The 15920-nt window shown below is 74.1% G+C and carries 13 protein-coding genes; all 13 read left to right on the top strand.

The window, feature by feature from the left end:
- Window positions 1-197 precede the first annotated feature (197 nt).
- From AB0K00_RS22250 to AB0K00_RS22310, 13 genes are read left to right on the top strand one after another with little or no spacing between them, the layout of a single operon-like run.
- Window positions 198-1703 (top strand): class I adenylate-forming enzyme family protein, encoded by a 1506-nt coding sequence (locus AB0K00_RS22250; protein WP_363523398.1) that lies wholly within the window; start codon window positions 198-200, stop codon window positions 1701-1703.
- A gap of 52 nt (window positions 1704-1755) precedes the next feature.
- A complete protein-coding gene (locus AB0K00_RS22255) occupies window positions 1756-3195 on the top strand; it encodes a pentapeptide repeat-containing protein (protein ID WP_363523399.1) in 1440 nt (479 codons plus the stop codon).
- Window positions 3192-3851: a PIG-L family deacetylase gene (locus tag AB0K00_RS22260; protein WP_363523400.1), complete on the top strand. Its 660-nt coding sequence runs from the start codon at window positions 3192-3194 to the stop codon at window positions 3849-3851. Before AB0K00_RS22255 ends, AB0K00_RS22260 begins: the two co-directional genes overlap by 4 nt.
- 43 nt (window positions 3852-3894) lie before the next feature.
- Window positions 3895-5235: a UDP binding domain-containing protein gene (locus tag AB0K00_RS22265; RefSeq protein ID WP_363523401.1), complete on the top strand. Its 1341-nt coding sequence runs from the start codon at window positions 3895-3897 to the stop codon at window positions 5233-5235.
- A gap of 4 nt (window positions 5236-5239) precedes the next feature.
- Window positions 5240-6742 (top strand): FAD-dependent oxidoreductase, encoded by a 1503-nt coding sequence (locus AB0K00_RS22270; protein WP_363523402.1) that lies wholly within the window; start codon window positions 5240-5242, stop codon window positions 6740-6742.
- Window positions 6739-7572: a sugar phosphate isomerase/epimerase family protein gene (locus AB0K00_RS22275; protein WP_363523403.1), complete on the top strand. Its 834-nt coding sequence runs from the start codon at window positions 6739-6741 to the stop codon at window positions 7570-7572. Before AB0K00_RS22270 ends, AB0K00_RS22275 begins: the two co-directional genes overlap by 4 nt.
- 13 nt (window positions 7573-7585) lie before the next feature.
- The gene (locus tag AB0K00_RS22280) at window positions 7586-8575 is read left to right on the top strand and encodes an amino acid--tRNA ligase-related protein (RefSeq protein WP_363523404.1); all 990 of its coding nucleotides are present in this window, start codon (window positions 7586-7588) and stop codon (window positions 8573-8575) included.
- On the top strand, window positions 8572-9849 hold the full coding sequence (locus AB0K00_RS22285; RefSeq protein WP_363523405.1) for an acyltransferase: 1278 nt from the start codon (window positions 8572-8574) through the stop codon (window positions 9847-9849). Before AB0K00_RS22280 ends, AB0K00_RS22285 begins: the two co-directional genes overlap by 4 nt.
- On the top strand, window positions 9846-10943 hold the full coding sequence (locus AB0K00_RS22290) for a hypothetical protein (RefSeq protein WP_363523406.1): 1098 nt from the start codon (window positions 9846-9848) through the stop codon (window positions 10941-10943). The genes AB0K00_RS22285 and AB0K00_RS22290 overlap by 4 nt, the downstream gene beginning before the upstream one ends.
- Entirely contained in the window at window positions 10940-12226 is a 1287-nt protein-coding gene (locus tag AB0K00_RS22295; protein WP_363523407.1) for an ATP-grasp domain-containing protein, read from the top strand. The genes AB0K00_RS22290 and AB0K00_RS22295 overlap by 4 nt, the downstream gene beginning before the upstream one ends.
- Entirely contained in the window at window positions 12223-13515 is a 1293-nt protein-coding gene (locus AB0K00_RS22300; RefSeq protein WP_363523408.1) for an MFS transporter, read from the top strand. Before AB0K00_RS22295 ends, AB0K00_RS22300 begins: the two co-directional genes overlap by 4 nt.
- A complete protein-coding gene (locus AB0K00_RS22305; protein ID WP_363523409.1) occupies window positions 13512-14717 on the top strand; it encodes a hypothetical protein in 1206 nt (401 codons plus the stop codon). The genes AB0K00_RS22300 and AB0K00_RS22305 overlap by 4 nt, the downstream gene beginning before the upstream one ends.
- Entirely contained in the window at window positions 14704-15891 is a 1188-nt protein-coding gene (locus AB0K00_RS22310; RefSeq protein ID WP_363523410.1) for a pyridoxal phosphate-dependent aminotransferase, read from the top strand. Before AB0K00_RS22305 ends, AB0K00_RS22310 begins: the two co-directional genes overlap by 14 nt.
- Window positions 15892-15920 lie beyond the last annotated feature (29 nt).

Genomic DNA, 15920 nt, shown 5'->3' on the forward strand with positions numbered 1-15920 from the left:
GAGTGGGCGCTGACCTGTGCCGGCCCACTCGGAACTCCCGGTATACACACCCTCGTCCAGTTCCTACGTCCATGACTGATTGATCCCTTTCGATTGAGTACCGACTACTCAGGACGTCGCGGGTCGCCGTCGCGGAACCTGGGTCGGACGCCGACAGACCTGATGACCAGGTCGGCCCAGCCGCGAAAGGTGACGCCATGCGACTCGACACACGGATACTGGACGCCACCGAGCGGTACGCGGACGCCGTCGCGTTGGTGTCCGGCCCGCACCGGGTCACCTACGCCCAGTTCGGCGCGCAGGTGCGGAAGCTGGCCGAGGAGATTCGCGCGGCCGGCCCGCGGTCCGTGGCCGCGATCGTCCCGGTGAGCAACCGGCCCGGTGACTATGTCGCCCAGGTGGCTGCCTGGCACGCGGGGCTCGTCGTCGTCCCGGTCCACCGCGGCACCCCGGCCGCGCGGCTCGCCGCGATCGTGGCGCAGACCGGCGCTCGCCTGCTGGTCGGGCAGGACGTGCCGGCCACGTGGTCCGGACCGGTCGAGCACGCGGGCGAGGCGGCCCAGGTCCACCCGGTCGGCACCGGGCCCTCGGCCACGCCCGCGCCGCTCGACAGCGACCAGGCCCTCGTCGTGTTCACGTCCGGCTCCACCGCGCAGCCGAAGGGTGTGGTGCTCTCGCACGCCGCGTTCATCGGCAAGCTCGCCACGATCGAGACGGTCCTGCCGTTCCCCGCCGGCAGCACCACGCTGCAGGTCCTGCAGCCGCACTTCAGCTTCGGGCAGTGGACGTCGCTGCTGACGCTGCTGTCCGGCGCGACCCTGCTGCTGCGGGAGCGGTTCGACACCGGCGACGTGCTGCGCACCCTGGTGGAGTCCGACGTCGCACGGATCGCCGTCGTGCCGACGATGGCACGGATGCTGCTGCGGGACGCGCCGGCCGAGGGCACGGGCGGTAGCCGGCCCGCGCCGCTGTGGATCTGCGGCGGCGAGGTACTGCCACCGGCGGTCGGCGAAGGACTGGGGCGCCTGCTGCCCGGCTCGCGGATCGCGGACGTCTACGGTCTGAGCGAAAGCTGCACGTCGGACTTCATCGTGCCGCCGCAGGAGTACGACAAGGCGGCCGGCACCATCGGCCGGCCCTCCCCCAACGTGATGGCGGCGGTCGTCGACGAACACCGGCAGCCGGTCCCGCCGGGCGAGGTCGGTGAGCTCGCCCTGCGCACCCCGTACCTGATGACCGGCTACCTGGGCGACGCCGCGGCCACCGCGGCGGCGGTCCGCGACGGCTGGCTCTATACCGGCGACCTGGGCCGGCTCCGCGCGGACGGCCGGGTCGAGCTCGCCGGCCGCAGCAAGACGCTGATCAGCCGCGGCGGGATCAAGCTCTCCCCACTGGAGATCGAGAACGCGTACGCCGGCTGTCCCGGCTGCGCGGAGGTGATCGCGGTCGGCATCCCGGACGCCGTGTTCGGCGAGCGGGTCCACCTGCTGATCGTCCCGGACCGGGCCGCCGGGCCGGCGGCCCGTCTCACCGCCGAACGCATGCGCGTCTGGGGACGCGGCCGGCTTGAGCCGGCGAAGGTGCCCGACGTGTTCCACGAGATCCGCGAGATCCCCCTGGGGCAGACCGGCAAGACCGATCGGCGGGCCGCGCGGCAGCTCGTGCTGCACCCGGAGGCCGGCCGCGTGCACCGCATCCGGTAGCCGCCCGCCAGCACCAGGCCACACGCCGTACACGCCGTACACAGCAGTCGACATGGATGGGTGGTTCACAGTGGTACACCAGTCGCACGGATCGTTCCTTCGGGACGCGGTCGCCCTGCCGGAGCGGACCGAGACGGAGAAGACCGTCGCGGAGCTGACGCAGCGGCTGCTCGACACGACCGGCCGGGGCCTCGACCTGCGCGAGGCGGACCTGTCGGGGCTCGACCTGTCCGGACTCGACCTGCGCGGGGCGACGCTGAGCCGGGCGTTGCTGCACGGCACGCGGCTGGTCGGCGCCGACCTCACCTCGGTGACGATGGTCTGCCCGGGCATGGAACGCACCGACCTGTCCGGGGCGATCCTGCGGTCGGCGTACGTGCACGCACTGGCGGCCCAGACCTGCAACTTCGACGGCGCGGACATGACGGACCTCAAGGACGCCACCGGCACGCTGTTTCACGGCTGCTCCATGCGCGACGTGCGGCTCAGCGGCAGCCAACTCGCGGGTGCCGCGTTCTACCAGTGCGACCTGTCCGACAGCGACCTGAGCCGCGCGAACCTGCAGGGCGCCACGATCAACGAGTGCATGCTGGACGGCGCCCGGCTCGACGAGGCGCTGCTGGACCAGCTCACGATCACGAAGTCGAGCCTACGTGCCGCGTCGCTGGCGCGAAGCTCCGGCCGCGGTGTGCAGTTGCAGCGGCTCACCTGCGCCGACGAGCTCACGCTGTCCGGTGCGGGACTGCCCTTGCTGCGCTTGGAGGGCGTGAACGGCCGCGGGCTGCGCGCGGACGGCCTGAAGGCGCCCGACGCGGACATGGTCGCCTGCTCGCTCACCGGCGCCGATTTCACCAACGCCGACCTCACCAACGCCCGCATGTTGCGGGTGACCGCTCCGGGGGTACTGATGCCCGGCGCGTCGCTCAGTGGCGCCTCCGTGCGGCGGTGCGACCTGCACGACGCCTCACTGGTGTCGGCGAAGGGCGAGAATCTCTCCATTGTGGAGTCGGACCTGTCCGGCGCCGACCTGACCGCCTTCACGGGTCGCTGCATGACCGTGCGGGACAGCACCATGACGCGGGCGTGCCTGCGCGGCGCGAACCTCTACCGGGCGATGCTGACCGGCGACCCGCCCAAGGGCATGATTCTTGCCGAGGCCGACCTGCGGGGTGCGACCCTCGTCCAGGCGTACCTGGCGGCGGACCTGCGGCGGGCGGACCTGACCTCGGCGAACTGCGCGTACAGCAGGTTCAGCCAGTCGGACCTCAGCGGCGCGCGGCTGGACGGCTGCAACATGTACCAGTCGACCTGGGTGAAGGTCGTTCTCGTCGGCGCGAGCCTGGCCGGGGTCGCCGCGCCCGTCTTCGCCGACCGTTGCAAGGGGCTGCGGGAGTCCCTGGAGCAGGCGAATTGGCCGGGCGCCGCCGAGCTCGACCAGTTCGTCGAACGCTTCGGCGGGGTGCTGGCCAGCGCCGCGAAAGGCTCGACGTGACCGGCCTGCTGGTGATCGCGGCGCACCCGGACGACGCCGAGCTAGCGATCGGCGGCACGATCGCCCAGCTGCACGAGCGCGGCACCGACGTCGCCGTCTGCGTCGTCGCAGTCTCCGAGTTCTCCGCCGCGGCCGCCGCGCAGCGGGTCGCGGCCGCCGAGTCCGCCGCCGCGGTGCTCGGGCACCGCCTGCACTGGCTGCCGGGCGACGCGCGTGAACAGGTCGAGCAGATCCCGGAGGCGCTGCTCGTCCGGCGGCTCGACGAGCTGGTCGACGCGGTCCGGCCGCGGGCGGTGGCGACGCACTGGGACGGCGACTCGCACGCCGATCACGCCCGCACCGCACGGGCGGCAATCGCCTCGTCCCGGCGATGGGGCGACGTCACGCTGCTGCAGTTCGGACCGAACGAGACCAGGACCGTGCGGTACGCGGAGTTCGTCCCCAACGTCTACGTACCCCTGCCGCCGCCCGCCGTCGAGGCGAAACGGCGCTCCATCGAGTTCTACAACTACGCCGGGCAGGGGCACCGCAGGCTGGACAGCCAGCAGGCCGAGGCCCGCGACGCGGCCCGCGGGTTTGAGATCGGCGCCGCCGCAGCGGAAGCGTTCCGGCTCGTCCGGACCTGCGGCGGGCTGCCCTTCCTCACCGCCACCTGAACCAGCTTCCGCCGAAATAGGCCACACGCGTTGGAGGGACCCCATGAGTACACAGATTGAGGAGCAGCCCGAGGCCGACATGACCGGCATCGGGGCCGCCTACCGCGAAGCGCTCATCTCGGGGCGGCATCGCGCGGCGGTGTGGGGCATCGGGTACATCGGCGCGTCGACCGTCCTGGCCCTCGCCGACAACCGGATCCGCACCTGCGGGTACGACACCGACCAGCTCCAGGTGACCCGGCTCGCGGCCGGGATCACCAGTGCCGCGGTCGAGCTGACCGATGACGTCACCGTGCCGCTCGGCGACGACGTGCTGGTGCACTTCGTCGCCGTGCCGACCGAGCGGCAGGCCGAGCCGTGGCTCGACGCGCTGGCCGACGTGATCGGGCGGCTCGCCCGGGCCACGAAACCGGGCCGGGATCAGCCGCCGCTGGTCATCATCGAGTCGACGCTCACCCCCGGCACCACGACCGACGTGCTGCTGCCGGTGATCGAAGCCGCCGGTCTCGTGCCGGACAAGGACTTCCTGCTCGCCCTCGCGCCGCGGCGGGACTGGCTGACCGAGAGCGACAAGAACCTGCGCGAGCTCGACCGGGTCTTCGGCGGCGTCGGACCCAACTCGGCCGAGGCCGCGCACGGGGTCCTGTCGATCCTGTGCCGACGGTTGCACCGCGCCAACAGCCACGTCGAGGGTGAGCTGGTCAAGTGCGTGGAGAACGCCTACCGGCACGTCATCATCACGATGGCCAACCAGCTGACCCTCGCCTACCCCCAGGTCGACCTGGCCGAGGTGCTGCGCCTGGCCGCGACGAAGTGGAACGTCCAGCTCATCCACCCCAGCTTCGGCACCGGCGGGTACTGCGTGCCGCTGTCCAGCCGGTACCTGTTGCAGGGCGCCCAGCACCACGCGGACAAGCTCTCGCTGCTGTCCGCCGCCGTGGACACGGACAACCGGATGCGCAGGATCGTCGCCAACGCCGTCGCCTGGCAGGGCCCGGTCGCCGTGTTCGGCCTCGCGTACAAGGGCGGGATCAAGGTGGCGACGCTGAGCCCCACCATCGAGATCGCGGCCCGGCTGCGCGAGCTCGGTGTGCCGCACTCGATCCACGACCCGCTGTACACGCCGGAGGAGATCGAGCGGATCACCGGCAGCCCCGCGATGCCCGACCCGGAGACGGCGCTGGCGACCGCCGGGACCGCGCTCGTCGTCACCGACCACGACGCGTTCCTCGACCCTCGGTTCGTCGGCCTGCTCACCGCCGCGCGGGATGCGCCGCTGTTCGTCCTGGACAACTACGGCCTGCTCGAGGACACCCAGTGGCCGGCGCACGTGCGCTACCGCCGGGCCGGCAACGCCGGCTGGCTCGCCGGCGCGCCGAGGTAACGCCGTGGCGGACATCGTCGTGGCCGGGTCCGGCGTCGCGGGGCAGGCCTCGGCCCTCTTCCTCGCCCGCGCCGGGCACCACGTGACGATCGTGGAGCCGGACCCGGCGCAGAGCATCGGACCCGGTGACGACACCGCGATGGACGGCGCCCGGCCCGGCCTGCCGCAGCGGGCGCAGGGGCACAGCTTCCACGGCCTCGCCCATCGCGTGCTGTCGCAGGTCGCGCCGGACGTGCTCACCGCGCTGCGGGCGGCGGGCGCGGAGGAGATCGACTTCTCCGCACGGCTGCCCGAGGAGGACCGGCGGCCGGACGACGCCGGCATGGTCAGCATCCAGATGCGCCGGCACGTCCTGGACCGGGCGCTCACGCGGGCGCTGACCGCCGAGCCGGACGTCGTCCGCCGGTTCGGGCAGCGGGTCACCGGCCTCCTGCCACGGCGCTCGGCCGGCCACACCACCGCGTGCGCCGGTGTCCGCCTCGCGTCCGGCGAACGGGTCGAGGCGGACCTGGTCGTCGACGCCTCCGGCCGCATGTCCGACCTGCCGCGGTGGCTGACCGGGCTGGGCTTCCCCCGCCCGGCCGAGGTCACCCAGCCGTCCGGCACCCTGTACTACTGCCGGCACTTCCGGCACCGCGACGGCCGGCGGTGGGACCCGGCCGAGGGTTTCTTCGGCCCCACCGGCGACCTCGGCTACCTGCGGTTCTCGGTGCTGCCGGAGGACTCCGGCGGGTTCGTCGTCACGATGAACACCGCCGGCGGCAACCGGGCGCTGCGCGTCCTGCGAGACGCGTCGGCCTGGATGTTCGTCGCTGCCCGGATCCCGCGGCTGGCGGAGCTGGTCGCGGCCGACCGGGCGGAGCCGATCTCCGCCGTGCACGCGATGGGCGGGCTGCGCAACACGCTGCGCCGCTTCGGTGCCACCCCCGACACCCACCCGGCCGGCGTCGTGCCGATCGGCGACGCGCTGTGCCACACCAACCCGACGCAGGGCTGGGGCGCCTCGCTGGCACTGTGGCAGGCGTACCGCCTCGCCGAACTGCTGGCCGGCGCGCCGGGCCGGGCCGGGCATGCCGGGCTGCGGGCGCACCCCGCGATCCGGGAGTTCACCGCGCGCGTCGAACCGCACTACGCGGCCGCCTCGGGCGAGGACGCGGAGCGCGCCCGGCTGGCCGCCGACCCGGGACGCGACGTGACCGACCCCGGCAACCCGCTGTTCCTGCGCAAGGTCTGCTACCCGATGGCGTTGCACGATCCGGGTCTGCTGCGGCCGGTGCTGCGCCGCATCCACTTGTTCGACCGACCGGACGCGCTGCCGCGTGATCGGGCGCTGCTGCACCGGGCCCGGGCCCGGTTCGCCGAGCAGCCCCGCCCCGCCGCCGCCGAACCGCCGTCACTGGACGCGCTCCTGGCGGCGCTGGCGCGGCGACCGGCGGCGGAACGGTCGGAGCAGTCAGAGCGGTCAGAGCGGTCAGAGCCGTCGGAGCGGTCAGGGGCACGGCGGTGACCGGGGTGGCGGTGTCGACCGGGTCGCTCTACGACCTTGACGTGCCGACCGAGGACGCGGTCGACCGGCTGGCCGAGATGGGCGTGCGCGCCGTCGAGGTGTTCCTGCAGTGCGACCCGGAGCTCGACGAGCGGTTCCTCGCTGAGCTCCGGGCCCGGTGCGACGCCCGCGGTGTTCGCGTCGTCTCGGTCCACCCGTACGGCTTCGGCTACGAGAACCTGCTGTACAGCCCGTACCGGCGGCAGCGGCGGTGGGCGTTCGCCCGCTACGAGCGCTACCTGGAGGCCTGCGGCACCCTCGGCGCCACCCACTACGTGGCACACGGCCCGCCCCGGCACCTGGCGTACGACGGCGCGGCGCTGCGTCGCGGCTACATCGAGGGGACCGCCCTGCTGGCCGAGCTCGCCGGCCGGCACGGCGTGCGGTACTGCCTGGAGAACGTCAGCTACGGGCTGCTGCGCACCCCGGACGAGGCCGTCGCGCACCTGGCGCAACTCGGCCCGGCCGTGCCGTTCGTCCTGGACTTCAAGAGCGCCTGGAAGTGCGGCGTGGCACCGCAGGCGTTCGCCGCGGCGGTCGGCCGGCACATCGCGTACACGCACGTAAGCTACCGCGGCTCGGCCACCGGCCCGTTCGGCCTGACGTCGGTGGCGGGCCGGCCGGAGCCCGACATCACCGAGACGATGCGCCGGCTCGCCGAGGCGGGCGGGATGACCGGCCCGCACGTCGTCGAGGTGTTCGGGCCGGCCTCCCTCGATGACGTCGCCGCGACCTTCCACGACGTCACCCGCCATCTGTCCGCGTCGCTTCAGCCGCCGTACGAGCCATGAGAAGGGAATTCGCATGACGACGTCCGTCCCTGCCCAGGCCGTGCCGCCGGGCACCGGCGAAGACCGGTACCGCATCCCGCCGATGATGCGGCACCTGAGGGCGCCGCACATCCAGGACAACCTGCGCACCCGCGACTCGATCCGCCAATCGCTGCGGCGCGGCCTGCTCGCCGACGGGTTCCTCGAGGTGGACACGCCGGTCGCCGGGCCTCGCCTGGACGAGTACCGCTCCGGGCACATCCGCACCTGGGACGCCTTCGGTCAGGAGCTCTGGCTGGCGCAGTCCCCGCAGCTGTACAAGCAGATGCTCATCGCCGCGGGGTACCGCCGGTACTTCCAGTTCGCGCACTGCTTCCGCGACGAGCCGCTGGACCAGCAGCGCCCGGACCACCTGCGGGAGTTCGTGCAGGCCGACATCGAGCTGGAGGCGACCGACGCGGCGCAGGTGCGGCGGCTCGTCGAGCGGCTCGTCGCCGCGCTGTGCGCCGACCTCGGCCTGCCGTGCGTGACGCCGTTCCCCCAGCTCGACGCCGTCGAATGCGTCGCGCGGTACGGCACCGACCGGCCGGACCTGCGGACGCACCCGGACGAGCTGGCGTTCGTCTGGGTCAACGACTTCCCGCTCGCGGAGGCCGACCACGACGGCGGACCGCGGTTCGTCCGGCACCCGATGGCGCTGCCGCATCACCTGCCGGCGAGCCCCGCCGACGCCCTCGGCGTCCGGACCCACTCCTACGACCTGGTGCTCAACGGTTACGAGATCGCCAGCGGCGACCTGCGCATCGCCGACGCGGACCTGCAGAGCGCCGTGCTGGACCTGGTCGGGGTCGACACGCGGGCGCTGCGGCCGCTGCTGGCGGTGCTGCGGTCCGGTTGCCCGCCGCACGGCGGCCTGGGCATGGGCCTGGACCGGCTCGCGATGCAGCTCACCCGCAGCGCGTCCGTCGCCGAGGTCACCGCGTTCCCGGCGTGGTCGGGCTACTGGGACGGGGGCGCGCGGTGACCGCACCGCTGACGATCACCGACGCCGACCATCCGCGCCGGCCCTTGCCGGCTGCGGCCGGCGCCGGACCCGACGTGGTCATCAGGGCCGGCCGGCTGGAGATCGGCCCGGGCTGCACGATCGGCCCGGGGACCGTCCTCGCCGGTGACACCGTCACCCTGGGCGCCGGCGTCACGATCGGGCGGGGCTGCGACCTGCGCGCCGGCCGGCTGTCGATCGGCCCCCGCAGCGAGATCGGCGCCGGTGTCACGGTCCTCGCCGCTGAGGCGTTCGAGGTCGGCCGGGCCGCCCGGATCAGCGACCAGGTCCGGGTCGTCTGTCGCAGCCTGGTCGCCGGCACTCTGCTGTACCTCGGCCACGAGGCCACCGTCGGCTACGGCGGCACCACCGAGTCGACCGCGACGCTGCGGCTCGGCGACCGGGTCGCGCTCGGCCCTCGTACCATCGTCAACGCCAACCATCCCGTGGACCTCGGCGACGACGTCGGCACCGGCAGCGACGTGACGTTCTGGACGCACGGCTACCACTTCGGTCACCGCCTGCTGGACGGCTACCGGGCGACGTTCGCGCCCATCGTCCTGGAGCCGGGGGTCTGGCTCGGCTACCACTGCTCGGTCATGCCGGGCGTGCGGGTCGGCGCCGGCACGATCGTCGCCGCCGGCGCCGTCGTCGCCGCGGACCTGCCGGCCGGGTGCCTCGCCGCCGGCGTCCCGGCGAAGGTGAAATCGCCGCTGCGCCCGGTCCCGCCCGAGGGCGCGGCCGCTCTCGACGCGGTCCGGGACGTCCTGGCCGGGTGGGCCGGCGAGCTCGCCTGGAAACAGGTCCCCGTCGTCGCCGACCCCGGCGGGTCGGCCTGGACGGTGGACCCGGGCGCGACGCTCGGCCCAGCGCACCGAGTCCGGCTGGTCCTGGCCGCCGCCGGGCCCGTGGCCGGCCGCGCCGACCTCGTCGAGGTCGTCGTCGCCCTCGGCTACGAGGCGGCGCATACCGGGCCGGAGGCGGCGCATACCGGGCCGGAGGCGGCATATGCCGGGCCGAACGCCGCGCTGTTCCTGCCCCGCACCGGGCGGCTGCACGGCGCCACCTCGGCGGTCATCGAGGACCTCCGCGACCACCTGCGCCGGCACGCGTTGCCGTGCGGCGACGAACGGTGCTTCACCAGCATCACGCCCGAGGCGTTCACCCGCCTGCGGCGCATGACGGCGGCCGGCCCGCCAGCCCTGCAACCGGCGGCCGGCCGGCCGACCCCGCAACCGATGGAGCGACACCCGTGATCCCGCGCATCTCCACTGTCGTGATGACCCACCCGGACCGGATCGAGTCGGCCCAGCGGCTCGTCGACGCCCACCCGGACATGTCGATCCGGATCGTGCTCGACCCGCGGCCGGACGGCCCCCCGGCGGCGGTGCGGACGGCCCGGCGCGCCTGGTCGGCGATGCCCGGCGACGCGTCCCACCACCTGGTCCTGCAGGACGACGTGCGGGGCACCGCGCACCTCGGCCAGCACGTCACCAGTGCCGTCGCGGCGATGCCGGACTCGCCGCTCTGCTTCTTCACCGAGTGGGGGTCCAAGACGGCACAGGCGGTTCGGATGGCCGCGCTGTGCGGCGACGCCTGGGCCGAGATCGTCGACCACCTGCACACCAGCCAGGCGGTGCTGCTGCCCGCGGCGCTGGTCCGGCAGCTGCAGGCGCACATGGCGACCCCGGGTGTCGCGGACGACGACGCCGTCGCCGACGCCGACCTGCTGTTCGGCTTCCTGCGCGAGCGTGGCACCACACCGCTCGTCTCAGTGCCGAACCTGGTTGAGCACATCGAGCTGCCGAGCCTGCTCGGCAACGACATCCTCCGCGGCCCGCGGCACTCGCCGTGCTTCGATCCGAGCCTGCCGACGCATGACTGGGGCAGCGGTGTGTGGCGGCCCGCGGCGGTGCTGCCACAGTTCTCCACCCGCGACGCACGCTCGTACTGCCACCTGCGGGAGACCGGCGGCGGGTGGACGTCCCCGCAGACCGTCGACTGGCTGCGCGAGCGCGGCCTCGCCCTCCCGGAGCTCGTCGAGCGGTTCCGCTCCCGCCTCGGCGCACTGCCGGCCGCGGCACGGATCCGCGCCGTCATCGCCGAGACGATGCTGTTCGAACTGTGGGTGACCGCCTACGCCGCCGGTGTCGTGCTGCGGGAGCACTACGGGCTGGATCCGGACACCGCCGGCGGGCGGCTGCGCGCCCCGGTCGCCGACCGGGCCTGGGCAAGCCTGGTGCCCGGCGCGCTGCGCAAGATCCTGCCGCTGCCGGTCAGCCACTGGCTCGCCGAGGAGCTGCGGGCGCTGGTCCGCGACGCCGTCAGCGCGGGCGGGTCGACGCGATGAGCGCGAACCTCGATTCGCGGCCGGTGCCGCCACCGCTGCTCGTCGTCTACGCCCCGGGCAGCCCAACCCCGGCCACGCTGATCCGCAGCCTGTCCGGGGTCGCGGACGCCTGCTTCGTCGTACTCGCCGAGCACGCGCCGGCCACGCTGGACGCGTTCCCCCCGGCCGCCACGATCGTCGTGGGGGCCGGCGAGCCTGAACGGGCGGCGGCGTGGGCCGCCGGGCGCGGCGTGCGTGGCGTCGTGACCTACAGCGAGCTCGCCCTGCGGTTCACCGCCCAGGTGGCCCGGACGCTGGGCCTGCCGCACCACGATGTGCGGGCGGCCGAGACCATGACCGACAAGCTCGCGCAACGCCGGGCGCTGGCCGCCGCCGGGGTGCCGGTGCCGGCCTTCGCGGAGATCAGGGGGCCCGGCGACGTCGACGGCGCCGCCGCCGCGGTCGGCTTCCCGGCCGTGCTCAAGCCCCGGCGCGGGATGGGCAGCGCGCTGGTGGAGCGGGTCACCGGCCTTGAGCGGCTGCGGGCGGTGGTCGCCGCGTCGTGGGCCGGGTTCGACGCCGACGAGCGGCTGCGCGGCACCGACCCGGCCTTCGTCCTGGAGCAGCAACTGCGGGGGGTGCGCTGGCATGAGGACCCGCGCTTCGGCGACTACGTGTCGGTCGAGTCGCTGCTCGACCGGGGACGGATCGTCCACCTCGCGATCACCGACAAGACGCCCCTGGCCGAGCCGTTCCGGGAGGTCGGGCACCTGATGCCGAGCAGCCTCCCGGACGGGCGGCTGGCGCAGATCCACGAGGCCGCGACCGCCGCGCTGCGGGCCGTCGGCGCGTACCACGGCGCCACCCACACCGAGATCAAGCTGACCGCCGACGGGCCGCGGGTCATCGAGGTGAACGGCCGTCTCGGTGGCGCGATGGCCCGGCTCATGCGCAACGCCGCCGGCTTCGACGTCATCGCGGTGATCGCGGCGAACGCGCTCGGCCGTGACGACGCCGGGCCGCCCCGGTTCACCCGGTATGCGCTGACCTACTGGCCGCCGCCACCGGCCGGGATCGTCGACGTCACTGCGGTCGGCGGTCTGGATGACATCGTCGCGCTGCCCGGTGTGGAGCATCTCGCGCTGATGAACCCGGCCGGCAGCACGATCGACAGCCGCGGCGGCACGAGCACCGTCGCGATCGTGCGGGCCGTCGGCGAGTCGCCCGCGGACCTGCTCGACCTGCGCGACCAGATCGACGCGCTGCTGCGGGTCGAATACCGGTACCGGCAGGAGCCGGCGTGACCAGTTCGGAAGGCTTTGCGGGAGCCGGCCCGACCGGGAGTCCGCTACGTGAGGCGCGGTTCCGGCGGTTGTGGTTGGCGCGCGGCGTCACCTCGGTCGGCGGGGCGATGGCCCCGATCGCGCTGACGTTCGGTGTGCTGAGCGTCGGCACCATCGGCGACCTCGGTGTCGTCCTGGCCGCGCAGACCGCCGCCAACGCCGGATGCAGCCTGCTCGGCGGCGCGCTCGCCGACCACCTGTCCCGGGCCCTGCTGATGGTCGCCTCGGACCTGCTGCGCTGCGTCACGCAGGCGCTGCTCGGGATCCTGTTCATCGTGGACCGCCCGGCGGTGTGGGTGGTCGCGCTGCTCGCCGCCGCGCACGGGGCCGGCAGCGCGTTGAACGGCCCGGCCCGCACCGGGCTCGTCAAGCAGCTCGTCGACCCGGACCGGCTGCAACGGGCCAACTCGACGCTGACCGCCTCGGAAAGCGTCGTGTCGGTCGTCGCGCTCGCCGCCGCGGGGGTCCTCGTGGCGGCGGTCGGACCCGGGCCCGCGCTCGTCATCGACGCCGCCACGTTCCTGGCCAGCGCCGCGCTGCTCGCCCCGCTCGCCCGCGGGCTCGGCACCGCCGGAAGCCGCCCGCGCGTGCTGCGCGACCTGCGGGCCGGGCTGCGGTACGTGCGCGGCACACCGTGGCTGCCGCCGTCGCTGGCGCTGCTCGGGGTGTTCCAGTTCCTCTTCCTCGGCTCGGTCCTGGTGCTCGGCCCGGTGGTGATCGAGCAGCGCGGCGAGCCGGCGTCGTCGTGGGCCACGGTCATGGTCTGCTTCACCGTCGGCGCCCTGGCCGGCAGCCTGCTGGCCGGCCGGCTGCGCCCTTCCCGCCCGCTGTTGGTGAGCTTCCACGCGATCCTGCTGGCACTGCCGGTGCTGGTCCTGCTCGCGGTGTCCGCACCCACCTGGAGCATCGCAGTGGCCCACGGGGTGTCCGGGCTCGTCATGGGCTTCGGCGGCGTCGTCTGGTCGACCGTGCTGCAGCGCTCGGTCGACGACGCCCTGCTCGGCCGGGTCTACGCCCTGGACTGGCTGGCGTCGGCGGCGCTGCGCCCGGCGGGCCTGATGCTCGCCGGCGCGGCCGCCGCCGTCCTCGGGCCGGCCGCCGTCCTGCTCGGCGCCGCCGCTCTGCTGGCCGCCGTCGTGCTGCTGACCGCGAACCTGCCGAGTGTCCGGTCGCAGCGGTTCCAGCCGCCAGGCCCGCGGGCCGTGCCCGAGCCTGTGCCCGCGCGGGCCACGACGAAGGAGTCCACATGACCGTGATCGTCGTCGCGGCGAACCCGCCCGTGCTGGAACAGGCGGTCCTCGACAGCGGGGTGCAGGACGTCGTCTCCGTGGTGCCGCAGCGGATCGCCGACACCCGCGCCGCCGTGACCTACCCGGTGCATGTCGTGCCCAGCCTGTCGGACCTGCCCGCCGTGGCCGCGGTCGCCGCCGCCCACCCGGGCGCGACCGCGGTCCTGGCGCTGCAGGAGGAGGCGATGGTGGCCGCCGGGTTCCTGCGGGACCTGCTCGACGTGCCCGGTCCGCGGCTCGGCGAAGCAGTCCGCTTCACCGACAAGGCCGTGATGAAACGCCGGCTCGATCGCGCCGGTCTCCCCGTCGCCCGGCACATCCGGGTGCGCACCCTCGACGAGGTCGCCGCGGCCGCCGACCGGCTCGGATGGCCCGTCGTCAGCAAGCCGGTCACCGGCGGCGCCACCCAGCACGTGTGGCGCCTCACCGACCGGGCGGAGCTCGACCGGCTCCGCGGCGGCGGGCACCTCACCGGCGAAGGTCCGTTCCTGGTCGAGGAGTACGTCGACGTCGTTCAGGAGTACCACTGCGAGGCCCTGTTCGCCCGCGGCGCCGAGGTGTACGCGCACGTCGGCCGCTACCCGCAGCCGCTGCTGCACGGCCTCGGCGACACCAACGGCACCACGTTCCTGCCGGACGACTCGCACGAGGCGCAGACGGTCGCCGAGCTGCACCGGTCGGCGGCACGCGCGCTCGGCCTGACGGACGGGTTCACCCACGGCGAGTTCTTCGGCACCCGGCAGGGGCTCCTCGTCGGCGAGGTGGCGGCCCGGCCCGGCGGCGCCGGCATCCCCCGGGCGCTGCAGCTGCAGTACGGCATCGACGTGCGCGGGTGGGCGATCGACCTGGCGCTGGACCGGCCGCTCCGACCGGCCGGACCGCCCAGCGACGGCGTGGTGACCTGGCTGGCGCTGGCCGCGCGCCCCGGCCGCATCGCCCGGATCAGCTCCGCCGAGGAACTGCTGGCCCACGACGGCGTGATCGAGGCCGTCCTGCGCTACCAGCCCGGCGACGTGTTCGACCGCCCGCGCGCCGCCACGGCCTACTCCGGCCACGTCTATCTCGCGTCGCGCCGGATCGCCGACGCCGCCGCTGACATCGCCGGGCTGCTGGCCCGGTACCGGTTCGAGATCGAGATCGAGGTGGACGATGCGACCCACTGACCCGCCGCTGCCACGCGTCGCGCTCACCCCCCGCCTGCGCGGGTTCGGCACCACCGTCTTCGCCGAGATGTCGGCGCTGGCCGCCGAGCACGGGGCGATCAACCTCGGGCAGGGGTTCCCGGACAGCGACGGCCCGACGGTCGTCAAGGAGGCCGCCGTCGCCGCGATCCGGGCAGGACACAACCAGTACCCGCCCGGCCCCGGCATCCCCGAGCTGCGGGCGGCGATCGCGGAGCACCAGCGCCGCTTCTACGGCATCGAGCTGGACCCCGGCAGCGAGGTCCTGGTCACCACCGGCGCCACAGAGGCCGTCGCGGCCGGCATCCTCGCCTTCACCGGCCCCGGCGACGAGGTCATCGCCCTGGAGCCGTTCTACGACTCCTATGCCGCCTGCGTCGCGATGTCCGGCGCGACGCTGGTCCCGCTGACCCTGCGCCCGCCGCACTTCACGGCCGACGAAGCCACGCTGCGGGCCTGCGTGACCCCCCGGACCCGGCTGATCCTGCTGAACTCGCCGCACAACCCGACCGGTGTCGTACTCAGCCCGGCGGAGCTGCGCGGCATCGCCGAGGTCGCGGTCGAGCACGACCTGATCGTGCTGGCCGACGAGGTCTACGAACACCTCGTGTACGACGGCACCCACATCCCCATCAGCACCCTGCCCGGCATGCGGGACCGGACCGTGACCGTCTCCTCGGCGGCCAAGACGTTCGCCCTCACCGGCTGGAAGATCGGCTGGGCGACCGGACCGGCGGACCTCGTCGGCGCGGTCCGCACCGCGAAGCAGTACCTGACCTTCGTCAGCGGCGCCCCCTTCCAGCCCGCGATCGCGGCCGCGCTGCGCCTTGAGGACGGCTACTACACCGGCCTCCGGCAGGACCTGCGTCGCAGACGCGACATCCTCGCCGACGGTCTCACGTCGGTCGGGTTCGAGGTGTACCGCCCGGCCGGCACCTACTTCGTCACCGCCGACGTCCGCCCGCTCGGGTTCGAGGACGGGTACGCCTTCTGCCGGCGGCTCCCCGAGTGGTGCGGGGTGGCGGCCGTGCCCAACGCCGTGTTCTACGCCGATCCGCGGGAGGGTCGCGCGTTGGTGCGGTTCGCGTTCTGCAAGCGGCCGGACGTGCTGCGCGAGGCGATCCGACGGCTGGCCTCGATGTCCCGTCCCTCCTGACATCCCTACCCCCGACCAGAAACGGAGTC

The sequence above is a fragment of the Dactylosporangium sp. NPDC049525 genome, assembly GCF_040676755.1.
In the GTDB taxonomy this organism is placed as follows: domain Bacteria; phylum Actinomycetota; class Actinomycetes; order Mycobacteriales; family Micromonosporaceae; genus Dactylosporangium.